The organism is Pantoea sp. AS-PWVM4 (genome assembly GCF_000468095.1).
Lineage (GTDB): Bacteria > Pseudomonadota > Gammaproteobacteria > Enterobacterales > Enterobacteriaceae > Pantoea > Pantoea phytobeneficialis.
In genome coordinates this window covers 23335-47189 of the sequence record NZ_ASZC01000021.1, presented here as the reverse complement: position 1 = coordinate 47189, position 23855 = coordinate 23335, and the positions used below count along the sequence as shown (strand labels likewise).

Annotated in this window: 22 protein-coding genes and 2 tRNA genes; 5 read left to right on the top strand and 19 right to left on the bottom strand. The window is 54.4% G+C overall.

Annotated features, from left to right (window positions below):
- Positions 1 to 7 precede the first annotated feature (7 nt).
- Entirely contained in the window at positions 8 to 295 is a 288-nt protein-coding gene (locus L579_RS18780; RefSeq protein ID WP_013507715.1) for a GIY-YIG nuclease family protein, read from the top strand.
- On the opposite strand, the gene L579_RS18775 is transcribed toward L579_RS18780, so the two are convergent.
- Complete coding sequence (locus L579_RS18775) at positions 279 to 785, bottom strand: GNAT family N-acetyltransferase (RefSeq protein WP_013507714.1); 507 nt, start codon at positions 783 to 785, stop codon at positions 279 to 281. The genes L579_RS18780 and L579_RS18775 overlap by 17 nt on opposite strands.
- Complete coding sequence (locus tag L579_RS18770; protein ID WP_021185753.1) at positions 779 to 1306, bottom strand: ubiquinone anaerobic biosynthesis accessory factor UbiT; 528 nt, start codon at positions 1304 to 1306, stop codon at positions 779 to 781. The genes L579_RS18775 and L579_RS18770 overlap by 7 nt, the downstream gene beginning before the upstream one ends.
- Before the next feature lie 202 nt (positions 1307 to 1508).
- Between L579_RS18770 and L579_RS18765 the strand changes: the two genes are divergently transcribed.
- From L579_RS18765 to L579_RS18755, 3 genes are all read left to right on the top strand, one after another.
- Positions 1509 to 2504 (top strand): ubiquinone anaerobic biosynthesis protein UbiU, encoded by a 996-nt coding sequence (locus L579_RS18765; RefSeq protein WP_021185752.1) that lies wholly within the window; start codon positions 1509 to 1511, stop codon positions 2502 to 2504.
- A 9-nt stretch (positions 2505 to 2513) separates the two neighbouring features.
- Entirely contained in the window at positions 2514 to 3401 is an 888-nt protein-coding gene (locus L579_RS18760; protein ID WP_021185751.1) for a U32 family peptidase, read from the top strand.
- Between the two features lie 117 nt (positions 3402 to 3518).
- A complete protein-coding gene (locus L579_RS18755) occupies positions 3519 to 4529 on the top strand; it encodes a luciferase-like monooxygenase (protein ID WP_021185750.1) in 1011 nt (336 codons plus the stop codon).
- Between the two features lie 3 nt (positions 4530 to 4532).
- On the opposite strand, the gene L579_RS18750 is transcribed toward L579_RS18755, so the two are convergent.
- The gene (locus tag L579_RS18750; RefSeq protein ID WP_021185749.1) at positions 4533 to 5447 is read right to left on the bottom strand and encodes an AraC family transcriptional regulator; all 915 of its coding nucleotides are present in this window, start codon (positions 5445 to 5447) and stop codon (positions 4533 to 4535) included.
- A gap of 183 nt (positions 5448 to 5630) precedes the next feature.
- Between L579_RS18750 and L579_RS18745 the strand changes: the two genes are divergently transcribed.
- Complete coding sequence (locus tag L579_RS18745; RefSeq protein ID WP_021185748.1) at positions 5631 to 6377, top strand: SDR family NAD(P)-dependent oxidoreductase; 747 nt, start codon at positions 5631 to 5633, stop codon at positions 6375 to 6377.
- Between the two features lie 59 nt (positions 6378 to 6436).
- Here L579_RS18745 and L579_RS18740 read toward each other — a convergent pair whose 3' ends face one another.
- The 16 genes from L579_RS18740 to ftsH form a co-directional block, all read right to left on the bottom strand.
- Complete coding sequence (locus L579_RS18740) at positions 6437 to 8362, bottom strand: DEAD/DEAH family ATP-dependent RNA helicase (RefSeq protein ID WP_021185747.1); 1926 nt, start codon at positions 8360 to 8362, stop codon at positions 6437 to 6439.
- A gap of 16 nt (positions 8363 to 8378) precedes the next feature.
- Positions 8379 to 8435: a protein YrbN gene (gene yrbN, locus L579_RS24355; protein ID WP_100229640.1), complete on the bottom strand. Its 57-nt coding sequence runs from the start codon at positions 8433 to 8435 to the stop codon at positions 8379 to 8381.
- Positions 8436 to 8540: 105 nt separating this feature from the next.
- On the bottom strand, positions 8541 to 9425 hold the full coding sequence (gene nlpI, locus L579_RS18735) for a lipoprotein NlpI (RefSeq protein ID WP_021185746.1): 885 nt from the start codon (positions 9423 to 9425) through the stop codon (positions 8541 to 8543).
- Positions 9426 to 9557: 132 nt separating this feature from the next.
- Complete coding sequence (pnp, locus tag L579_RS18730) at positions 9558 to 11696, bottom strand: polyribonucleotide nucleotidyltransferase (RefSeq protein ID WP_021185745.1); 2139 nt, start codon at positions 11694 to 11696, stop codon at positions 9558 to 9560.
- Between the two features lie 309 nt (positions 11697 to 12005).
- Positions 12006 to 12275: a 30S ribosomal protein S15 gene (gene rpsO / locus L579_RS18725; RefSeq protein ID WP_013507704.1), complete on the bottom strand. Its 270-nt coding sequence runs from the start codon at positions 12273 to 12275 to the stop codon at positions 12006 to 12008.
- A 123-nt stretch (positions 12276 to 12398) separates the two neighbouring features.
- On the bottom strand, positions 12399 to 13343 hold the full coding sequence (gene truB, locus L579_RS18720) for a tRNA pseudouridine(55) synthase TruB (RefSeq protein WP_021185744.1): 945 nt from the start codon (positions 13341 to 13343) through the stop codon (positions 12399 to 12401).
- The gene (rbfA, locus tag L579_RS18715; protein ID WP_013507702.1) at positions 13343 to 13750 is read right to left on the bottom strand and encodes a 30S ribosome-binding factor RbfA; all 408 of its coding nucleotides are present in this window, start codon (positions 13748 to 13750) and stop codon (positions 13343 to 13345) included. Before rbfA ends, truB begins: the two co-directional genes overlap by 1 nt.
- Positions 13751 to 13815: 65 nt before the next feature.
- Positions 13816 to 16509 (bottom strand): translation initiation factor IF-2, encoded by a 2694-nt coding sequence (gene infB / locus L579_RS18710; RefSeq protein WP_021185743.1) that lies wholly within the window; start codon positions 16507 to 16509, stop codon positions 13816 to 13818.
- Positions 16510 to 16526: 17 nt separating this feature from the next.
- A complete protein-coding gene (gene nusA, locus L579_RS18705) occupies positions 16527 to 18014 on the bottom strand; it encodes a transcription termination factor NusA (RefSeq protein WP_021185742.1) in 1488 nt (495 codons plus the stop codon).
- Positions 18015 to 18038: 24 nt separating this feature from the next.
- Positions 18039 to 18491 carry a ribosome maturation factor RimP gene (gene rimP / locus L579_RS18700; RefSeq protein ID WP_021185741.1) on the bottom strand — a complete coding sequence of 151 codons (453 nt, stop codon included), beginning with the start codon at positions 18489 to 18491 and terminating at the stop codon, positions 18039 to 18041.
- A 212-nt stretch (positions 18492 to 18703) separates the two neighbouring features.
- A tRNA-Met gene (locus L579_RS18695) sits at positions 18704 to 18780 on the bottom strand.
- A gap of 59 nt (positions 18781 to 18839) precedes the next feature.
- Positions 18840 to 18926 (bottom strand) — tRNA-Leu (locus tag L579_RS18690).
- 47 nt (positions 18927 to 18973) lie between these two features.
- Positions 18974 to 19306 (bottom strand): preprotein translocase subunit SecG, encoded by a 333-nt coding sequence (secG, locus tag L579_RS18685; protein ID WP_021185740.1) that lies wholly within the window; start codon positions 19304 to 19306, stop codon positions 18974 to 18976.
- Positions 19307 to 19524: 218 nt separating this feature from the next.
- Entirely contained in the window at positions 19525 to 20859 is a 1335-nt protein-coding gene (gene glmM, locus L579_RS18680; RefSeq protein ID WP_021185738.1) for a phosphoglucosamine mutase, read from the bottom strand.
- A 6-nt stretch (positions 20860 to 20865) separates the two neighbouring features.
- Positions 20866 to 21699 (bottom strand): dihydropteroate synthase, encoded by an 834-nt coding sequence (gene folP / locus L579_RS18675; RefSeq protein ID WP_021185737.1) that lies wholly within the window; start codon positions 21697 to 21699, stop codon positions 20866 to 20868.
- A gap of 85 nt (positions 21700 to 21784) precedes the next feature.
- The gene (gene ftsH, locus L579_RS18670; protein ID WP_036627470.1) at positions 21785 to 23713 is read right to left on the bottom strand and encodes an ATP-dependent zinc metalloprotease FtsH; all 1929 of its coding nucleotides are present in this window, start codon (positions 23711 to 23713) and stop codon (positions 21785 to 21787) included.
- Between the last annotated feature and the right edge of the window lie 142 nt (positions 23714 to 23855).

Below are 23855 nucleotides of genomic sequence, written 5' to 3'. Positions count from 1 at the left end.
TAGTCATATGGAGCAGGGCTGGCAGCTTTATATGCTGCAAACCGCCGCAGGCATGCTTTACACCGGCATCACAACGGATGTTAACCGGCGTTTACAACAGCATCAGCAAGGGCGTGGAGCACGATCACTGCGCGGCAAAGGCCCGCTGACGCTGGTATTTCACTGTGATGCCGGGGATCGCGCCGCCGCATCACGACTGGAGTATCAGGTTAAACAGTTAAGCCGGGCGCAAAAGTTACAACTGGTAGCGCAACAACCGCTCAACCTGACGAACTGGTTTACGCAAAGCGATTGAAAGGCTCGGCAAAATCGATCTGCCCTTCTGCCCCGACGAACGCATCGTCGGCCAGTTTGTACACCTGAAACGCCGCTTCTGAACCGGTCCAGCGGCAATGCAAACCATGACGCGCTGCCGGTTCAAAACCGAAGGCATTGTAGTAAGCCGGGTCACCCAACACCACCACCGCGCTGTAACCAAATTCGTTCAGCGCGTCTAATCCCTCGTACACCAGCTGTTTACCGATACCCTGTTTACGTACCGTCTCGTCCACCGCCAGCGGTGCCAACGCCACCCAGCCGCGATCCTCACCCTGCAAGGTTACCGGGCTGAAAGCGGCATAACCCAATACCTGGCCTTCATCATCAGTCGCCACCACGCCGAGGGTCAGCAAACCATCTTCACGTAACTGTTGTACCAGTTCCGCTTCGGCGGCGCTGGCAAAACAGCGCTTTAACAGGCTGTCGATGCTGGCTGCATCAACACCAATTTCAGTACGAATTAACATGAGATCCTCGCGCGCGACTCACTGGCCTTCGCGTCCTGTTTCAGTCCTGCCTCAACAAAGGCAGCCAGCTGTTGCAACCCCGTGCGCAACGGCGTGGGCATGGCATCCAGTTCAATGGCATCCATCAGGTTTTTCACCTCCAGTCCCAGCTCCGTGTCGCCTTCAATCACCAGGCGGCGTTGAAAGAACAACATATCGGGGTCTGCTTTGCGTGCTGCCACCAGCAACAGATCGTTAGCTTCACCACGAAACCAGACATCAGCCTCTGTATCGTGTGAAACGGTCAGACGCCCATCCTGCAAGGTCGTCATCCAGCGCAAATTGATGTCGCTGATTTCAATCCCCAGGGAACGTCCTTCCAGAAAGTCTAACTCACCTTCAGCCAAAGCATGGCGAAATTGCCAGTTTAGGAGTTGTTGCAAAACGGCTTTTTTCAGCGCAAAAGGGGTCAATGAAACCGGTAACCCGAGGAATTTTGGGCCTTTTTCAACAATCAGGCCGCGTAAGCGAGTAAACACCATCTGCACTCCCTTTAGAAAATTTTACCTATTCTGCCACATCCGTTTGGCTTCGCATCCACTGAGATCAAGGAATTCGCAGTCTGGTTGTGTGAAAAATCTTCACTCTGCATCACCATTGGCCGTTTCACTGCCTTAAATCAACATTCTGCGGCGAGGGCTTACCTACACTCAACGCCGTCCAGAACCTGGGGGAGGAAAAAGTATGGAACTGCTGTGCCCGGCGGGGAATCTGCCTGCGCTGAAATCGGCGGTGGAGCATGGCGCCGACGCCGTTTATGTCGGCCTGAAAGACGATACCAATGCCCGCCACTTTGCTGGCCTTAATTTTACCGATAAAAAACTGGCCGAAGCCGCGCGCTATCTGCACCAGCATCGGCGCAAACTGCATGTGGCGATTAACACGTTTGCCCATCCCGATGGCATGAATCGCTGGCAGCAAGCGATTGATATCGCTGCCCAGAATGGTGCGGATGCGCTGATCCTCGCGGATATCGCCACGCTGGAATATGCGGCGAAGCACTATCCACAGGTTGAACGCCATCTGTCGGTACAGGCTTCGGCCACCAATCTGGAAGCGATCCGTTTTTATCATCGCCATTTTCAGTTGCACCGCGTGGTGCTGCCGCGCGTACTGTCGCTACATCAGGTGAAACAGCTGGCGCGTGAAACACCTGTCCCGCTGGAGGTGTTCGCTTTTGGCAGCCTGTGCATCATGGCCGAAGGTCGTTGTTATCTCTCCTCATGGCTGACGGGTGAATCGCCCAACAGCGCCGGAGCCTGCTCACCCGCCAAATTCGTGCGCTGGCAGCAGACGCCAAATGGCATGGAGTCACGCCTGAATGAAGTATTGATTGACCGTTACGGCCCCGATGAAAGCGCCGGTTATCCCACCCTGTGTAAAGGGCGCTATGAAGTCGATGACCAGCGTTATCACGTCCTGGAAGAACCGACCAGCCTGAACACTCTGTCGCTGTTGCCGGACTTGCTGCGGGCCGGTGTGGCATCCGTGAAGATCGAAGGACGCCAGCGCAGCCCGGCCTACGTGGCGCAAGTGGCGAAAGTGTGGCGCCAGGCGATTGATCGATGTATCGCCGCACCGGAACAGTTTGCCGTGCAGACCCCGTGGATGCAGGCGTTGGGAGAACTTTCTGAAGGTAGCCAGACCACGCTCGGCGCTTACCATCGCGACTGGCAGTAAGGAGTCAGCATGAAATACGCAATCGGACCGGTGCTGTGGTACTGGCCCAGCGACAAACTGGAAAATTTTTATCAACGTGCCGCGCAATCCAGCGCGGAAATCGTTTATCTGGGGGAAGCGGTATGCAGCAAACGCCGCGCTACGCCGTTCGCGCAATGGATGGAGATGGGCCGGGCGCTGGCGCAGCACGGTAAGCAGGTGGTGATCAGCACGCTGGCGCTGCTGCAATCGCCTTCAGAACTCAAGGAGCTGCGGCGCTATGTGGAAAACGGCGAGTTTCTGATTGAAGCCAACGATATCGGCACCGTGAATATGGCGGCTGAACGCCAGTTGCCATTTGTCGCTGGCCCAACGCTCAACGTCTACAACGCGCAAACGCTTCAGCTGCTGTTGCAGGAAGGAATGACGCGCTGGTGCATGCCGGTCGAGATGTCACGCGACTGGCTGATCCAGCTGTTGCAACAGTGCGATGCGGCAGGCGTACGTGATCGTTTTGAGGTAGAGGTGCTGGGTTACGGCCATCTGCCACTGGCGTTATCCGCACGCTGCTTTACCGCCCGCTCGGAAAATCGTGCCAAAGATGATTGCCAGACCTGCTGCATTGATTATCCCAATGGCCGACGCGTGCTATCCCAGGAAGGCCAGCAGGTGTTCGTGCTCAACGGTATCCAGACCATGAGCGGCTACTGCTACAACCTTGGCAATGATCTGGCCGGTATGCATAACTGGGTCGATATCGTGCGTTTATCGCCGCAGGATGAAAGCACACTGGAAGATGTGGATCGCTTCCGCGCCAACGAAGCCGGTGAAGCGCCCTTAATGGTGGCGCGCGGCAGCGACAGCAACGGTTACTGGCGACGCCTGGCCGGGATGGCGCTGGATACGACAGGCCGCTGAAAGGCACGTTCCGGCTATATTCCTGCGGTTATTAGCAGTTTTAATATGGGTACTGATGCGTAATACTGGATGGCGCAGGTTTGATGAACACCTGCGCCATACTTATTTGGAGTGCCCATGTCTGAGAAAAAAACAGTTCGCCTGTCCGTGCTGGATCTGGCTCCTATTCCACAGGGTTCAACGCCCCGCGATGCGTTCCAGAATTCGCTGGCATTGGCCCGTCAGGCTGAAGCCCTTGGCTTTCATCGCTACTGGTTGGCAGAGCACCACAATATGACCGGCATTGCCAGCGCGGCAACCTCCGTATTGATTGGTTATCTGGCTGCCAACACCGAAACCCTGCGTCTCGGCTCCGGCGGCATTATGCTGCCGAACCATTCACCGTTGGTGATCGCCGAACAATTTGGCACCCTGGAGGCGCTCTATCCGGGACGTATCGATTTAGGGCTGGGCCGTGCGCCGGGTTCCGACCAGCGTACTATGCTGGCGCTGCGTCGCCATCTGTCGAGCGCACAGGCCGACAGCTTCCCCGATGATGTCGTTGAGCTGCTGAACTGGTTTGATGCTGAGGTGGGTGAATGTCCACCGGTTCAACCGGTGCCCGGCCTGTGCTCAAAAATTCCGGTGTGGCTGCTGGGTTCCAGTCTTTACAGCGCCCAGTTGGCCGCACAGCTTGGCTTGCCATTTGCCTTTGCCTCGCATTTTGCCCCGGATCTGCTGCTCCAGGCATTGCACCTGTACCGTGAGAAGTTCCAGCCTTCAGCGCGTCTGGAAAAACCTTACGCAATGGTGTGCGTCAATGTGGTGGCCGCCGATAGCGAACGTAATGCGCGCTTCCTGTTTACCTCAATGCAGCAGCAATTTATCAATCTGCGTCGCGGTAAACCGGGTCCACTCCCTGCGCCAGTGGAGAATATGGACAACTTATGGTCGCCGTCAGAGCAGTACGGCGTGCAGCAAGCACTCAGCATGTCGATCGTCGGAGATAGCGATAAAGTTCGCCACGGTCTCGCGGCGCTGGTGCGCGAAACTCAGGCGGATGAAATCATGGTGAATGGCCAGATTTTCGATCCACAGGCGCGCCTCAGCTCCTTCGCTATCGCGATGGAAGCTGCCCGCTCGCTGTAACGGTTATTGCGGTGGGTACGCTTCCTGGCCCACCGCCATCTGACGGATATCCCGTCCAGGAGACTGGCCATAGAATCGGCTGTATTCACGGCTGAACTGTGAAGCGCTTTGATATCCCACCCGATAGCCCGCCGTTCCGGCATCCAGTTTTTCCATCAACATCAGACGTCGCGCTTCATTCAGACGTAGCTGTTTTTGATACTGCATTGGCGTCATGGCAGTGACCGATTTGAAGTGATGGTGCAGTGACGAAATGCTCATGCCTACGTTGCTTGCCAGCTGATCCATCTTTAACGGCTGATGAAAGTTTTCCCGCAACCAACGCGCAGCGCGCGCCACTTTGTTACCCGGACGTTCTGCCAGTGCCATATTCAGAATGCGCGGCCCTTCCGGCCCGGTCAGCAGACGATAAAAAATTTCCTGCTCAATTAACGGTGCCAGCGCCGCGATGTCCTGTGGCTGATCCAGCAGTTCAATCAGGCGAATGACCGCATCCACTAACGGCGGGGCCACTTTATGCACCGTAATGCCACGCTCATTAGTGGTGGCGGCGGCTACCTGATGCAACGGAAAGTGCTCCAGATAACGCATCAGACGTGCCTCATTGATGGTTATGCCCACCCCCAGATTGGGTTTCTCCTCCGTCGCCATCACCACGCAGGATTGCACGGCCATATCCAGCGTCACCAACAGCAAATCGCCCGCCCCGTAATGCATCACATCCTCTCCCATGCGCAGCGCTTTCTGTCCCTGCGCGACCAGCGCAAAGCTGGCCCAGGTGGCAACATGCGTCAGGCTGGTGGGTCTGGAACTGCGGCCAAAAGAGAGAAAATCGATTGCGCTGTGGTGACGGCCATCAGCCGGTGCGTGGCGGGCTATCATGGCAACCAGTTGCTGCCACTGTTCCTGATGAATCATGCGTTGGGCGCTCCGCGATGAAAGATCGTTAAGTCGCTATTCTAACCTGGCGTGGTTGTTAAGCCTGCTCCCTGGGATGGAGATTTGCAGGATCGTGCAAAAAGCTTGCAGGATTGCGCTACCGGTAGATTGTATGGACAGCGCATTCTTATGCTTCCCCGAAACCTCAGGTGGAGAGACACAATGAAAGCACTTGAAGGCAAAATTGCGCTGGTGACGGGCGCTTCGAAAGGCATTGGTGCCGCCATTGCCATGACTTTCGCGGCGGCCGGCGCCCGGGTGGTAGTGAATTATCGTCAGGATGAAGTCGGCGCAGCTGACGTGGTGACGGATATCCGTGCTCTGGGTAGCGATGCCATCGCCGTGCAGGCTGATGTCTCGCGTGAAGCTGATGTTGCACGGCTCTTTGCTACCGCCATTGATCAATTCGGCGCACCGGACATTGTGGTGAACAACGCAGGCATTTTTCATCATGGTGATTTCACCGCGCTGAGTGTCGTTGAGATGCAGCAACAGCTGAATGTAAACCTGTTCGGCACACTTCTGGTTTGCCAGCGAGCAGCACAGCATTTTCCGTCACGCGGCGGTTGCATCATCAACCTGAGTGCGTTGAATAGCCAGCGCAGCACGCCCGGTTCAGTGCTGTGGGCCGCCACCAAAGGCGCGATCGATACCCTGACACAGGGTCTGGCACGAGAACTTGGGCCGCGTAATATCCGCGTCAATGCCCTGGCCCCAGGCATTATCCTGACCGAAGGTTTACTGGCGGCGAAGAAGATGCACCCGGAACTGAAAGCACAGTTAATTGCAGCAACACCGCTGGGACGCTTTGGCTTACCGGAGGATGTGGCGCAGGTCGCGCTGTTCCTCGCATCGGAGGAGTCTGCCTATGTCAGCGGCGAACGGCTGCTGATTGCTGGCGGCGTGTAGGAAATAAGAAAAAAAATGGGACGCCGAGGCGTCCCATTTTGTTATTCAGCGTTTATCGCTTAGATATCACGACGACGCGGTGCTGCTGCACCCGCTTCTTCGCGACGCGGGCCACGGTTACCTTCACGGCTGAAACGGCCACCTTCACGACCACCTTCACGACGTTCAGAGAAACGACGACCGCCTTCACGACCTTCACCACGCGGTGCGCCACCTTCACGGTTACCACCACGACGCTCACCACCGAAGTCACGACCACCGCCACGACGTTCGCTGCGCTCACCGCGCTCAAACGGCTGTGCGTCGCCCAGCAACTGCATATTCATCGGTTTGTTCAGAATACGCGTGCGGGTGAAGTGTTGCAGAACTTCGCCCGGCATGCCTTTCGGCAGCTCGATAGTAGAGTGAGAAGCAAACAGCTTGATGTTACCGATGTAACGGCTGCTGATGTCGCCTTCGTTAGCGATCGCGCCCACGATATGACGAACTTCAACACCATCATCACGGCCCACTTCAATGCGGTACAGCTGCATTTCGCCCACATCACGACGCTCGCGACGCGGACGGTCGCCATCACGGCTGTCACGCGGACCACGAGAATCGCGAGAGTCGCGGGAATCACGACGATCATCACGATCACGGAATTCACGACGCGGCGGACGCGGTGCATCAGCAGGTACGATCAGAGGACGTTCGCCCTGGGCCATTTTCAGCAGTGCCGCAGCCAGGGTTTCGATATCCAGATCTTCTTCCGGCTGCATTTTGCTCAGCAGAGCACGGTACATTTCCAGATCGCTGCTTTCCAGCTGCTGCTGAACTTTCGCCGCGAATTTAGCCAGACGACGCTCACCCAGCAACTCAGCATTCGGCAGTTCAACTTCCGGAATGGTCAGCTTCATGGTGCGTTCGATGTTACGCAGCAGACGACGCTCGCGGTTCTCAACGAACAGCAGCGCACGACCTGCACGGCCTGCACGACCGGTACGGCCGATACGGTGAACGTAAGATTCTGCGTCCATCGGGATGTCATAGTTAACAACCAGGCTGATACGCTCAACGTCCAGACCACGGGCAGCAACGTCGGTTGCGATCAGGATGTCGAGACGACCATCTTTCAGACGCTCCAGCGTCTGCTCACGCAGTGCCTGGTTCATGTCGCCGTTCAGTGCTGCGCTGTTGTAACCACTGCGCTCCAGCGCTTCAGCCACTTCCAGCGTTGCGTTTTTGGTACGCACGAAGATGATCGCAGCATCGAAGTCTTCTGCTTCGAGGAAACGCACCAGCGCGTCAGTTTTACGGCCATAAGCGGTCCAGTAAGACTGAGAGATGTCCGGGCGGGTAGTCACGCTTGACTGGATGCGCACTTCCTGCGGATCTTTCATGAAACGCTTGGTGATACGACGAATCGCTTCCGGCATGGTGGCAGAGAACAGAGCGGTCTGATGACCTTCCGGGATCTGCGCCATGATGGTTTCAACGTCTTCAATAAAGCCCATACGCAGCATTTCGTCAGCTTCGTCCAGTACCAGACCACGCAGGTTGGACAGATCAAGCGTACCGCGTTTCAGGTGGTCAAGCAGACGACCCGGGGTGCCCACGACAATTTGCGGGCCCTGACGCAGTGCACGCAGCTGTACGTCATAACGCTGGCCGCCGTACAGGGCCAACACGTTTACGCCACGCATGTGTTTGGAGAATTCAGTTGCTGCTTCAGCAACCTGCACCGCCAGCTCACGGGTCGGTGCCAGCACCAGAATCTGCGGTGCTTTCAAATTTGGATCAATGTTATTCAACAGCGGCAGAGAGAATGCTGCAGTTTTGCCACTACCGGTCTGTGCCATACCCAGCACGTCACGGCCAGCCAGCAGGTGCGGAATGCACTCAGCCTGGATCGGTGACGGCTTGACGTATCCCATGTCGTTAAGAGCAGACAGGATGGATTCGTTCAGGCCCAGATCAGCAAAAGTGGTTTGAATATCAGTCATGTAGTACACGTGCCTCTTAGATTGCGGCGGCCAGTCTACATAACTCGTCATGAAAATTTTCAGTCATTTTCATCGAAAAGTGTGAACCGGCTCAAATTAGAAGTTTCGACGAACAGAAAAGCCCTCATCCCGGAAGATGATGACTTAACGGGTAATTCAGGCAATAAAAGTTCGTCAGCTATTGCTGGTCAGATTCTGATAAATCGTCTTGTGCCTGGCCGAGTTGCGCCAGTTCCAACAATGCGTATCGGTGTTCAACAAAGTTGTTAACGTTGTTGGCCACCGCCAGTTTGAACAACGCTTTCGCGTCGTCCTTCTCCCCCAGACTTAGGTAGTACTTACCTAAATAGAAGTTGGTTTCACTGAGATGTTCAGCGAGCGAGGTGTTATCCGTTGCGTCCGCCTTGAGACGTTCCATCAATGTTTTTTCACTGATGTCGCCCAGGTAGAACTCGACAATATTCCATCCCCATTGATCCCGGACCGCTTTGTCGTAACGCTGTTTCAGCGAAACTTTTGCTTTGTCGACATCCATCTCGCGTTCAACGAGGTAGAGCCACAGGCTGCGGAATGGATCATTAGGATCGTCTTGATAAAACGCCAGCAGATCATCTTGCGCTAACTTGTATCGACCGCCGTAATAGAGGGCGATACCACGGTTTAAATGCGCATAGTTGTAAGTTGGATCAAGCTCAAGTACAGAATCAAACGCTTCATAGGCAGCATCAAAATTGCCTGCCTGCGTTAAATATATGCCGAGATAGTTAAACACCTCAGGCATATCCGGTCTGATAGACAGCGCTTGCGAGAAATCGTTCCGCGCTAATGCTCTCAGACCTAAGCTATCATACAACACTCCACGCTCATATAATAGCTGTGCGCGTTCATCATCGGTCAGGGCGCGACTGGCAAGAATTTGTTCCATTCGCGCCAAAATCACTTCCTGCTGCAGTGTGGGCTGCAAAGGTACTGCCAGAACTTCGTTCTTACGCCAATTGGAGTTGCTGCATCCTGCCAGCGTCAAAGCTGTCGCAACAAAACACCAGCGCAAAAAAGGCTTCATTTCCCACTCCCGAATACAAACATTGGGATAACCATCCTGTCATCCGCCTGCTGTGCACAAGGATTCCCGCCCTCGCGATGATACAAACACCTCTCCCCACCAAACGGCAGGGAGAGGCTAATCAGGAAACGCTTACTCGGCGTCAGGTGCATCGGTCGCAGCGGTAGTCTCGACCGCCTGCGGTTTCTGCTCTGTCGCTTCTTTGATGCTCAGACGTACACGGCCCTGACGGTCCACTTCCAGTACTTTAACCGGAACTTCCTGGCCCATCTGCAGATAGTCGGTCACCTTCTCAACGCGCTTGTCAGCGATTTGAGAGATGTGTACCAGACCTTCTTTGCCGCCGCCAATCGCAACAAAGGCACCGAAATCAACGATACGGGTCACTTTACCACTGTAAATGCGGCCCACTTCGATTTCTGCGGTGATCTCTTCGATACGACGAATAGCTTCTTTCGCTTTCAGGCCATCGGTCGCGGCGATCTTCACGGTGCCATCATCTTCGATTTCGATGGTGGTGCCGGTTTCTTCAGTCAGCGCACGAATGACAGAACCGCCTTTACCGATGACATCTTTGATCTTGTCTGCATTGATCTTGATGGTGTAAATACGCGGTGCGAACTCAGAAATCTCCTGACGCGGCGTGCTGATTGCCTGCTCCATCACGCTCAGAATGTGCAGACGCGCACCCTTAGCCTGGTTCAAAGCAACCTGCATGATCTCGCGGGTGATCCCTTCGATTTTGATATCCATCTGCAGCGCGGTCACACCTTCACGGCTACCGGCCACTTTGAAGTCCATGTCGCCGAGGTGATCTTCGTCACCCAGGATGTCAGACAAAACCACAAATTTTTCGTCTTCTTTTACCAGGCCCATCGCGATACCGGCTACGGCAGCTTTGATCGGCACACCAGCATCCATCAGCGCCAGAGAAGCGCCACACACGGAAGCCATAGAAGAAGAACCGTTTGATTCGGTGATTTCAGATACCACACGTACGGTGTACGGGAAATCTTCCTGCTTCGGCATCACCGCCAGCACGCCGCGTTTCGCCAGACGACCGTGACCAATTTCACGACGCTTTGGTGAACCGACCATACCGGTCTCACCCACCGAGTACGGAGGGAAGTTGTAGTGGAACAGGAAGCTGTCGGTACGTTCGCCCATCAGCTCGTCCAGGCTCTGCGCATCACGGGCAGTACCCAGGGTAGCAGTAACCAGCGCCTGAGTTTCACCACGGGTGAACAGCGAAGAACCGTGGGTACGCGGCAGCACGCCAGTGCGCACGTCCAGACCACGAATCATGTCTTTTTCACGGCCATCGATACGCGGTTCGCCGTTCAGAATACGGGTACGTACCACGTTCTTTTCCAGGCTGTGCACGATGTCGCCGATTTCAGCGTCATCCAGCGTTTCGTCTTCAGCCAGCAGCGCAGCAATGGTTTCGTCTTTGATAACGCCAACCTGAGCGTAACGTTCCTGCTTATCAGTGATGCGGTAAGCATCGCTGATGCGTGCTTCAGCCAGTGCGGCAACGCGTGAAATCAGTGCATCGTTAGCAGGCTCTGGCTGCCAGTCCCAACGCGGTTTACCGGCTTCAGCCACCAGCGCGTTGATGTTTTCGATGACAACCTGTTGCTGGTCGTGGCCGAATACCACCGCACCCAGCATCTGATCTTCAGTCAGGATATCAGCTTCAGATTCCACCATCAGCACGGCGTTCTGTGTACCGGCAACCACCAGATCCAGACGAGATTGTTTGATTTCGTCAGCCGTCGGGTTCAGTACGTATTGATCGTTGATGTAACCAACGCGCGCAGCACCGATCGGGCCGTTGAACGGAATACCAGACAGCGACAGCGCAGCAGAAGCACCAATCATCGCAACGATATCCGGGTTAACCTGTGGGTTAACAGAAACAACGGTAGCGATAACCTGAACTTCGTTAACAAAACCTTCCGGGAACAGCGGGCGAACCGGGCGGTCAATCAGACGCGCGATCAGGGTTTCACCTTCGCTCGGACGGCCTTCACGACGGAAGAAGCTACCCGGGATACGGCCAGCAGCGTAAGTACGCTCCTGATAGTTGACGGTCAACGGGAAGAAGTCCTGACCTGGTTTAGCTTTTTTCTGGCCAACAACGGTTACGAAAACCGCGGTGTCGTCCATGCTTACCATCACAGCAGCGGTGGCCTGGCGTGCCATCATGCCAGTTTCCAGCGTGACGGTATGCTGACCATATTGGAATTTGCGTACGATCGGGTTCAGCAAAATTAAAGTCCTTAACGTCGGGGCAGACCCATCTCAGGCCCGCCGGGGATTACCGATCTTCAGCTGCATCCTCGCGACTAATGACAACCTTTAACCGCCCTTGCGGTAAAGCCTCTCATTAGCCGCGCGAACCTCTGCAAGCGAAGATCACTCTCAGCAACAATACATGAGTTTGGACCGGATTGCTGCCGATTGCTCGAAAAAAGGGGCCATAAAGGCCCCCTTTTCGCGAAACTCGCACAAATCTGATCATCAGATGCGTTTTTTTGCATACTGTCTGCGCTACACCCTTGATCAGATTCTTCAGACTTAGCGACGCAGACCCAGGTTTTCGATCAGGCTGGTGTAGCGTGCAACGTCTTTACGCTTCAGGTAGTCCAGCAGCTTACGACGCTGGGATACCATGCGCAGCAGACCGCGACGGCTGTGGTGGTCTTTTTTGTGCTCAGAGAAGTGACCCTGCAGGTGGTTAATCTGAGCAGTCAGCAGAGCAACCTGAACTTCAGTTGAACCGCTGTCGTTAGCACCACGACCGTATTTGGCAACGATCTCTGCTTTAGCTTCTACGCTTAGAGACATAATAAACTCCAGTTATTAATGAATGTATGGGTGCCGATCTCTAATTCAGCAGCCCGCTTTTAAAGCCGCGCTATTCTACTCTTCGCCCAGCGGCAACGCAAATACCCCGTTGGGCGAACCGCATTATTGCGGAAATTCTACCACCAGACGGCGTGGCGCAACACGCAGTCGCTCGTCAATCTCTGCCATACCGATAAATTTACGCGCTTCGCCTTCCGTGACTCGCACCAGGCCCGCCGCAGGCACCCCTTCGGCCTGCACCGGCTGGCCCAGCTTAAAGAAAGCGGCAACGGCATCGGGCAGATTCACTTCCGGAAAATCCGCAGCCGGGCTATCCATCGGTAACAAGAGCGGATCGAGCAGTTCAGCAGGCGCGATTTCTGCCGCTGTGGCTTGTTCCAACAACGCTTGCAACTGTTCAAGCGTGACCATTTTCTCTGCCGGATAGCGGGAAACCTGCAAACGACGCAGCATGATCACATGGGCACCACAACCGAGTTTCTCGCCGAGGTCGTCGATGATGGTCCGAATATAGGTGCCTTTGGAGCAGTGGATTTCCAGCTCCAGCTCATCCCCTTCCCAACGAATAAACAGCAGTTCATACACGGTGATGGGACGGGCATCACGCTCAACGGTAATCCCCTGGCGTGCATACTCATACAACGGACGCCCCTGATGCTTCAGCGCCGAAAACATGGTCGGCACCTGCTGGGTATCGCCACGAAAACTTTCCAGTGCAGCATCCAGCTCAGCCTGAGTAAAGCTGACCGGACGGGTTTCGACCACATTGCCGTCGGCATCAGAGGTATCGGTACGCTCACCCAGGCGAGCAATCACCCGGTAACGCTTATCCGAATCCAGCAGATACTGCGAAAACTTGGTGGCCTCACCGAGACAGATGGGCAGCATGCCGGTTGCCAGCGGATCCAACGCACCGGTATGGCCCGCTTTGTTCGCATTAAAGATGCGTTTTACTTTTTGCAGCACGCCGTTAGAGGACGCACCCTGATGCTTATCCAGCAGCAATACACCATGCACATCGCGACCGCGACGACGAGGACGACTCATCAATCCTCCTTGTCGTCGTCCGTTGCATGATCGCCACGGCGTTCAGCATCATTTTTGACAACGTTGGTGACCAGGTTTGACATGCGCATACCTTCGATCAACGAGTTGTCATAGAAGAAGGTCAGCTCAGGCACAATGCGCAGACGCATCGCTTTACCGACTAAAGTACGGATATAACCTGAAGCCTCTTTGAGTGCCTTCAGACCGTTTTTCACCGCTTCTTCGTCTTTATCATTCAAAAAAGTGACAAACACTTTGGCATAAGCCAGATCGCGTGACACTTCAACGCCAGAAACCGTCACCATCATACCAAGGCGCGGATCTTTAATTTCGCGTTGCAGGATGATTGCGATCTCTTTCTGCAATTCCTGTGAAACGCGCTGTGGGCGGCCAAATTCTTTCGCCATTATGCTTTCTCCCAAATAATTCGGGAGGCCAGCGGCCTCCCAAATTGCAACACATCAGATGATGATCAATCGATGGTGCGTTTAACTTCAATCACTTCAAAGACTTCGATCATATCGCCGACACGAACGTCGTTGTAGTTCTTCACGCCGATACCACACTCCATGCCGTTACGCACTTCGTTGACATCGTCTTTGAAGCGACGCAGGGATTCCAGTTCGCCTTCATAGATAACAACGTTGTCGCGCAGAACACGGATCGGGTTGTGACGTTTGATGTTGCCTTCGGTAACCATACAGCCCGCGATCGCACCAAATTTCGGTGACTTGAACACATCACGAACTTCAGCCAGACCAATGATCTGCTGTTTGTATTCCGGAGCCAGCATGCCGCTCATCGCCGCTTTCACTTCGTCAATCAGGTTATAGATGACGGAGTAGTAACGCAGGTCCACGCTTTCCGCTTCAATTACGCGACGAGCCGAAGCATCAGCACGCACGTTGAAGCCGAGGATGATCGCGTTGGAAGCCGCAGCCAGCGTCGCGTCGGTTTCGGTGATACCACCTACGCCCGAACCGATAATCTTCACCTTCACTTCGTCGGTGGAGAGTTTCAGCAGGGAGTCGGAGATCGCTTCCACAGAACCCTGTACGTCGGATTTCAGTACGATGTTCAGCTCGGACACTTCGCCTTCGGTCATGTTGGCGAACATGTTCTCCAGCTTAGATTTCTGCTGACGCGCCAGTTTCACTTCGCGGAATTTACCCTGACGATACAAAGCAACTTCACGCGCTTTCTTCTCGTCACGGACCACGGTGGCTTCATCACCCGCAGCCGGAACACCGGACAGACCGAGGATTTCGACCGGAATTGACGGACCAGCAGCCAACACTTCACGGCCCAGCTCGTCACGCATCGCACGCACACGGCCATATTCGAAGCCGCACAGCACGATGTCGCCTTTATTCAGCGTACCTTCACGCACCAGAACGGTAGCGACCGGACCACGACCTTTGTCGAGGAACGATTCAATCACCACGCCGCTTGCCATACCTTCACGGATAGCAGTCAGTTCCAGAACTTCCGCTTGCAGCAGAATTGCGTTCAGCAGGTCATCAATGCCGGTACCGGCTTTCGCAGAAACGTTGACGAACATGTTCTCGCCGCCCCACTCTTCCGGGATGATACCGTACTGAGTCAGCTCGTTCTTAACGCGATCCGGATCGGCTTCTGGTTTGTCGATCTTGTTCACGGCAACCACAACCGGCACACCGGCCGCTTTCGCGTGCTGGATAGCTTCAATGGTCTGCGGCATCACGCCGTCATCCGCGGCCACGACCAGGATAACGATATCCGTTGCCTGTGCACCACGCGCACGCATCGCGGTAAACGCGGCGTGGCCCGGGGTATCCAGGAAGGTGATCATGCCGTTTTCGGTTTCAACGTGGTAAGCACCGATATGCTGGGTAATGCCGCCCGCTTCGCCTGAGGCGACTTTGGTGGAGCGGATGTAGTCCAGCAGTGAGGTTTTACCGTGGTCAACGTGACCCATGATAGTCACGACCGGTGCGCGGCTTTCCTGCGCAGCGTCGGTATCACGATCGTCCATCACCGCTTCTTCCAGCTCATTCTCACGGCGCAGGATCACTTTGTGACCCATCTCTTCCGCAACCAGCTGGGCAGTTTCCTGATCGATAACCTGGTTAATGGTCGCCATAGCGCCCATCTTCATCATGGCTTTGATGACCAGGGAACCTTTCACGGCCATTTTGTTAGCCAATTCTGAAACGGTGATGGTTTCACCGATGATAACATCACGGTTCACTGCCTGAGCTGGCTTGTTAAAGCCTTGTTGCAGGGAGCTCGGTTTGCGATGTTTACCGCCTTTACCACCACGAACAGCGGCGCGCGCTTCTTCACGGTCAGTTTTGGCTTCAGAATGCTTGTTGCCTTTCTTGGCAGGGCGAGCAGCTTTAGTGGTGCGGCCACGGCCACGACCGCCTTCAACTTCGCGATCGTTTTCATCTTCAGCCTGGCGGGCATGGGTCGAGGTGGTGACGTGATAGTCGCCTTTATCCTCTTCTTCCGGTTTTTCCCACTCAGCAGCTTTTTCTTCTGCCAGACGGCGGGCTTCTTCAGCCGCACGTCGTGCGTTTTCTTCCAGCTTACGGCGCGCTTCTTCTTCGGCTTTACGCTTCAGTTCTGCGGCTTCGGCTTCACGACGGGCCTTATCAGAATTCGCGGCTTTGGTTAGTTCGTCGGTAGGTTGATTAGTCACTTTGTCATTTTCCGCTGCTTCACGCTTCGCCTTGTCAGCGGCTTCGCGCTTGGCTTTTTCTTCGGCTTCACGTTGCGCTTTTTGTTCAGCTTCGCGACGGGCTTGTTCTTCCGCCTCGCGACGCGCCTTCTCTTCCGCTTCACGCTGCGCCTCGGCTTCAGCTTCAGCCTGAGCCTGCGCTTCGGCTTCTGCATCACCCTTCACATAGGTGCGCTTTTTGCGGACTTCGATTTGCACCGACTTACTTTTACCCCCGGTGCCAGGAATATTCAAGGTGCTGCGAGTTTTACGTTGCAGCGTCAGTTTACCTGAACCGGCCTGACCATGTTCACGATTCAGGTGGGACAATAAGGTTTCTTTCTCTTGCTGGGTCACCGCGTCGTTCTCAGACTTACGGATCCCCGCATCAGCAAATTGCTGTACCAGGCGATCTACCGGAGTCTGAATTTCGGCGGCCAGCGATTTTACGGTTACATCTGTCATGCTGTTCCTTCCTGTAATTATGCGTCATCGCCGAACCAGCAGATATTACGCGCGGCCATGATCAGCGCGCCGGCTTTCTCATCATCCAGCCCTTCGATATCTGTCAGATCGTCGACACCTTGCTCGGCAAGATCTTCCAGCGTGCAAACGCCAATCGCTGCCAGACGGTAAGCCATCGCACGATCCAGACCCTCGAGATTCAGCAGATCCTCAGCAGGCTCCTGATTGCCACGGCTCTCTTCTTTCGCCAGTGCCAGGGTAGTTAACGCATTTTTTGCTCGTTCACGCAGGGCTTCTACCGTGTCTTCATCGAGGCCGTCAATTTCCAGCAGCTCGTTGATCGGTACATATGCCAGCTCTTCAAGAGAAGAGAAGCCCTCTTCCACCAGAATGGTGGCAAACTCTTCGTCGATGTCGAGATGTTTGGTGAACATATCGATGGCCGCGTGGGCTTCAGCCTGATGCTTCGCCTGCAGGTCATCGACGGTCATTACGTTCAGTTCCCAACCGCTCAGCTGGGAAGCCAGACGTACGTTTTGGCCGTTACGGCCGATCGCCTGAGCCAGATTGCCAGCTTCAACAGCGATATCCATGGTGTGATTGTCTTCATCCACCACAATTGACGCTACATCAGCCGGAGCCATAGCGTTGATGACGAACTGTGCCGGGTTATCGTCCCACAGCACGATATCGATACGCTCGCCACCCAGTTCGCTGGAGACAGCCTGCACGCGAGCGCCACGCATACCTACGCAGGCACCCACCGGATCGATACGTTTGTCATTGGTTTTTACCGCGATTTTGGCGCGAGAACCGGGATCACGCGCTGCCGCTTTGATCTCAATAACTTCTTCGCCAATTTCCGGTACTTCGATGCGGAACAGTTCGATCAGCATTTCCGGCTTCGAACGGGTCACGAACAGCTGCGCACCACGCGCTTCCGGACGCACGGCATACAGCACACCGCGAATACGGTCGCCAGGGCGGAAGTTTTCACGCGGCAGCATATCTTCACGCACGATGACCGCTTCAGCATTGCTGCCGAGATCCAGCGTGATGTTGTCGCGGTTCACTTTCTTCACCACGCCAGTGATGATGTCGCCTTCCTGCTCGCGGAACTGATCCACCACCATTGCGCGTTCAGCTTCGCGCACTTTCTGCACGATAACCTGCTTCGCCGTCTGGGTGGTGATACGGTCAAACGTGACCGATTCAATCTGATCTTCAACAAAATCGCCCAGATTGAATGCTTCATCTTCGAAGCGGGCTGCTTCCAGCGTGATCTCGCGAGTCGGCTGCGTCACTTCATCAACAATCAGCCAGCGACGGAAAGTATCGAAATCGCCACTACGGCGGTCAATGCTGACACGCACGTCGATTTCCTGCTCATACTTCTTTTTGGTCGCAGTGGCCAAAGCGCTCTCCAGCGCTTCGAAGATTTTCTCACGCGGCAGGGCTTTTTCGTTAGAAACGGCTTCTACTACAGCTAAGATCTCTTTGTTCATCCTGGTTAGCCTCAATCCGGACTTTTAAAAGTGGGGGACCAGGTTCGCTTTCTGAATGTTGCTCAGCGCGAACACTTCATCCTTACCCTCAACGGTTACCGTGATCATCTCGCCTTCGACAGACTTAATGATGCCCTGCCATTTACGGCGGTTCTGCACGGCCATACGCAGTACCAGACTTACCTCTTCACCGGCAAAACGCGCGTAGTGTTCAGCAGTAAAAAGAGGACGGTCAAGACCCGGTGAGGAAACTTCAAGGTTGTAAGCCACGGTGATGGGATCTTCCACATCCATCACAGCGCTGACCTGGTGGCTGACATCGGCGCAATCATCAACATTGATACCCTCTTCACTATCAATATAGATGCGCAAGGTTGATGTGCGACCACGAATAAATTCGATACCGACCAATTCGTAGCCAAGCGCTTCTACCGGAGCAGAGATCAACTCTGTCAATTTTTGCTCTAATGTGGACAAGCCCACCCCCAAGACATAAAAAAAGGGCCTAATAGCCCAGTGTTGCGATTTCCTGATAACAAAAAACCCCGAAAAATCGGGGCTTTTTGTGACTGGACCCTGTATGCCGCGATGCGGCTCGGAGCACAATCCAGAAGAATTTTTTTCAAAACTCACTGCGAATGCGTCCGTCGATGCATACAGTATATTTGAAAAAGAACTCTAAGGGAAAGTGGTTGCGGGGGCCGGATTTGAACCGACGACCTTCGGGTTATGAGCCCGACGAGCTACCAGGCTGCTCCACCCCGCGTCCGAAAACGTGGCGAATGTTACGCCGAACATGCAAAAATTGCAAGTCATACTGAGATTTGGTACCGAGGACGGGACTTGAACCCGTAAGCCCAATCGGGCACTACCACCTCAAGGTAGCGTGTCTACCAATTCCACCACCTCGGCACTTCACTGACGGCGACGATAATATGTCGCACTGCAAGCTGACGATCTTACTGCGGGATATCGTTACCCGGGGTTGCCGGTTTGGCTGGCTGAGTCTGTTCAGATTTAGCCGGCGCAGTCAGATTTTCCCACTCGCTTCCTTTGGAAGTTTTATTCGTGTTCAGGTTACCCAGAATCAGGCTAATGATGAAGAACAGCGTCGCCAGCACTGCGGTCATGCGAGTCATAAAGTTACCATACCCGGTAGAACCGAACAGCGTCGCAGAAGCGCCTGCACCAAATGATGCTCCCATATCAGCGCCTTTACCTTGTTGCAGCATGATCAGACCAACAAGGCCCAGTGCCACAATAAGGAAAACAACTAAAAGAGCTTCGTACATAATCAACCTGTTTCCTTGCGCGTAAACCGCACAGTTAAAGCTTCAACCAGTATCGATGGGGAGTCTCGTCATCACCCATCAGAAGCGGGTGTGAATACTAACCAAAGGCACATTGCTCTGCAAGCGCAATTTTCACGAACCTCATCAATTGCGGAAAAAAGCGCCATCATGGTGATTTTACAGGCGGAAAGAGAAAAATCTTACCGCCTGTAAGGCACTTAAACCGCCTTCACCGCATCGGCAATTTTGTGCGCCAGCGCGGTCACCTGCGCTTCATCTTCACCTTCCACCATCACCCGAATCAGTGGCTCAGTGCCGGATTTACGTAACAGCACGCGACCACGACCCGCCAGCGTTTTTTCCACTTCTGCGCTGGCCGCTTTGACGGCATCACTTTGTAAAGGATCGTTGTTGCCGCTGAAGCGAACATTGACCAACACCTGGGGCAACATCTTCATGCCGCTACACAGGTCATGCAGGCTCATATGGTTTTGCACCATTGCAGTAAGTACTTGCAAACTTGCAACGATGCCGTCGCCAGTGGTGGTTTTGTCCAGCAGGATGACATGGCCGGAGTTTTCCGCCCCCAGACGCCAGCCCTTCTCCTGCATTTTCTCCAGCACGTAGCGGTCGCCAACTTTGGCACGCACAAACGGGATACCAAGCTGCTTCAACGCCAGTTCAAGGCCCATGTTGCTCATCAGCGTCCCCACTACACCACCGCGCAGTTGACCCTGACGTAAACCTTCTCGCGCAATGATGTAGAGGATCTGGTCACCATCAACCTTCGCGCCTAAATGGTCAACCATCATGATGCGATCGCCGTCGCCATCGTAAGCCAGGCCGATATCGGCCTTCTCTTCCAGCACACGTTGCTGCAACATTTTCAGATCGGTTGCGCCGCAATTTTTATTGATGTTCATACCATCCGGTTGAGTCGCGATGGCAATCACCGTAGCACCCAGTTCACGCAGCACGTTTGGCGCAATGTGATAGGTCGCCCCGTTCGCGCAATCCACCACGATTTTTAAGCCATTCAGGCTCAGTTCACTGGGGAAGGTGCCTTTGCAAAACTCGATGTAGCGCCCGGCAGCATCGACAATGCGGCTGGCACGTCCCAGCTCAGCAGACTCAACACAAGTGATCGGTTTTTCCATCTCCAGTTCGATCGCTTCTTCCACTTCATCTGGCAATTTGGTGCCTTCAGCAGAGAAAAATTTGATGCCATTATCGTCGAACGGGTTATGTGAAGCCGAAATCACAATGCCAGCTTCGGCGCGGAAAGTGCGTGTCAGATAAGCAATCGCCGGCGTCGGCATCGGACCGGTAAACGCCGCAGACAGGCCCGCCGCTGCCAGCCCGGCTTCCAGAGCCGATTCCAGCATGTAGCCCGAAATACGCGTATCTTTGCCAATCAACACTTTCTTAGAACCGTGACGGGCCAGCACTTTTCCTGCCGCCCAACCCAGCTTCAGAACGAAATCCGGGGTAATTGGCGCTTCACCCACTTTGCCGCGAATCCCATCCGTACCGAAATATTTACGATCACTCATGCCTTTTTATCCTTTTGCTCTGCGTGTCGCTTCAACCACACGCATCGCTTCAACAGTTTCTTTCACGTCATGCACGCGAATAATGTGCGCGCCTTGCATGGCGGCAATGACCGCACACGTCAGGCTGCCGGTCAGGCGCTGCGCCGGGCCGACATTCAGCAACTGACCAATCATGGATTTACGCGACATCCCCACCAATAACGGCAAACCGAAATGATGAAAATGGCTCAGTTCAGCCAGTAGCTCATAGTTGTGGCTGAGATTCTTACCGAAACCAAAGCCGGGGTCGAGTAGCAGATTCTCTTTTTTAATACCGGCGTCGACACAACGCGTAATCTGTTCTGTGAAGTAAGCATCCACTTCACTGACGATGTTTTGATACTGCGGTGCTTGCTGCATGGTGCGCGGCTCACCTTGCATATGCATCAGGCACACCGGCAATCCGGTATCAGCCGCAGCCTGCAACGCACCGGGTTCAGATAATGAGCGAATGTCATTAATGATGTGAGCACCCACTCGCGCAGATTCACGAATCACTTCAGCCTTTGAAGTATCGACAGAAATCCATACCTCAAAACGCTGGGCGATGGCTTCCACCACCGGGATAACCCGCTCCAGTTCCTCCTCAAGGCTCACCTCATCGGCTCCCGGACGGGTCGATTCGCCACCAACATCAATAATGGTTGCCCCGGCATTGACCATCTCATTGGTGTGCGTCAGCGCATCCACCAATGAATTGTGCTTACCGCCATCGGAGAAGGAGTCCGGCGTGACATTCAAAATGCCCATCACATGGGGAAACGAGAGATCGAGATGGGTATCACGGGCGTACAACTTCATGGCGAGAGCCTCCTTGAGGAATTACGGAACTGCGGGATGTAAAAAACCCCGGACCGGCCGGGGTTTTTGTCGAGGTTTGCGCCTCTTATTTGTCGAGCTGTTCTGACATGGTGTTGCCTGGGTTCGGCGTACGCGGTTCATCAACCGGACGTGGCGCCTTCGGCGTACCGTTGTTGTCAGAAGAGTTGCTGCCTGGATCTTCCCAGCCAGCAGGTGGACGCACTTCACGGCGTGCCATCAGGTCATCAATCTGCGGTGCATCAATGGTTTCATACTTCATCAGCGCGTCTTTCATCGCGTGAAGAATGTCCATGTTTTCACCCAGGATACGGCGTGCGCGTTGGTAGTTGCTGTCGATCAGGTGTTTAACTTCCTGGTCGATAATACGCGCCGTTTCATCAGACATATGCTTGGCTTTCGCCACAGAACGTCCGAGGAACACTTCTCCCTCTTCCTCTGCATACAGCAGTGGACCGAGTTTTTCTGAGAAGCCCCATTGGGTCACCATGTTACGCGCCAGATTAGTGGCAACTTTGATGTCGTTTGATGCACCCGTCGATACGTGTTCCACACCGTAGATAATCTCTTCAGCCAGACGGCCGCCGTACAACGTAGAGATCTGGCTTTCCAGTTTTTGACGACTGGCGCTGATCGCATCGCCTTCCGGCAGGAAGAAGGTCACACCCAGTGCACGACCGCGCGGAATAATCGTCACTTTATGTACCGGATCGTGTTCCGGCACCAGGCGACCAATAATCGCGTGCCCCGCTTCGTGATAGGCAGTCGATTCTTTCTGCGCTTCCGTCATCACCATAGAGCGGCGTTCCGCACCCATCATGATTTTGTCTTTCGCTTTCTCGAATTCAACCATCGATACCACGCGCTTATTGGAGCGGGCAGCAAACAATGCAGCTTCGTTGACCAGGTTCGCCAGGTCAGCACCGGAGAAGCCCGGCGTACCACGCGCGATGATGGCAGCATCAATATCGGTTGCCAGCGGCACGCGACGCATATGCACTTTCAGAATCTGCTCACGACCACGCACATCTGGCAGACCGACCACCACCTGACGGTCGAAACGGCCAGGACGCAGCAGCGCCGGGTCCAGCACGTCAGGACGGTTAGTAGCCGCGATAACGATAATACCTTCGTTGCCTTCAAAACCGTCCATTTCAACCAGCATCTGGTTCAGCGTTTGTTCACGTTCATCGTGACCACCGCCTAAACCTGCGCCACGCTGGCGACCCACTGCATCGATCTCATCGATAAAGATGATGCAAGGTGCGGCTTTTTTCGCCTGTTCGAACATGTCACGCACACGAGATGCACCGACACCCACGAACATTTCAACGAAGTCAGAACCGGAAATGGTAAAGAAAGGCACTTTAGCTTCACCGGCAATCGCTTTCGCCAGCAGCGTTTTACCCGTACCCGGCGGACCAACCATCAGTACGCCTTTCGGGATTTTACCGCCCAGTTTCTGGAAGCGACTCGGTTCGCGCAGATATTCGACCAGCTCACCCACTTCCTCTTTGGCCTCATCACAACCGGCCACATCCGCAAAAGTGGTTTTGATCTGATCTTCGGTCAGCATGCGGGCCTTGCTCTTGCCGAAGGACATCGCGCCCTTCCCGCCGCCACCTTGCATCTGACGCATAAAGAAGATCCACACGCCAATCAGCAGCAGCATCGGGAACCAGGAGATGAAGATCGAAGCCAGCAGACTCGGCTCTTCCGGCGGTTCGCCAACCACTTTGACGTTTTTGGTCAACAGGTTATCGAGTAACTTGGGATCGTTGACAGGAATATAGGTCGTGTATTTATTACTGTCTTTTTTGGTAACGTTAATCTCACGCCCGTTAATACGTGCCTCGCGGACCTGATCCTGGTTCACTTCCGACAGGAAGGTTGAATAATCAACCCTACGGCCATTCGACTCGCTGGGCCCAAAGCTCTGGAATACTGACATCAGCACAACCGCGATGACTAGCCAGAGAATCAGGTTTTTCGCCATGTCACTCAAGGGATTAACCTCATATTACAACGGTGTTAACAGACAGCGTAGGGTACTATATATCCTTCATACCTGGAATCTCGGCGCTGATGATTTTGCTTGTTTACCCTGAAAGTCAGAATACTCATCGGTGTAAACGCAT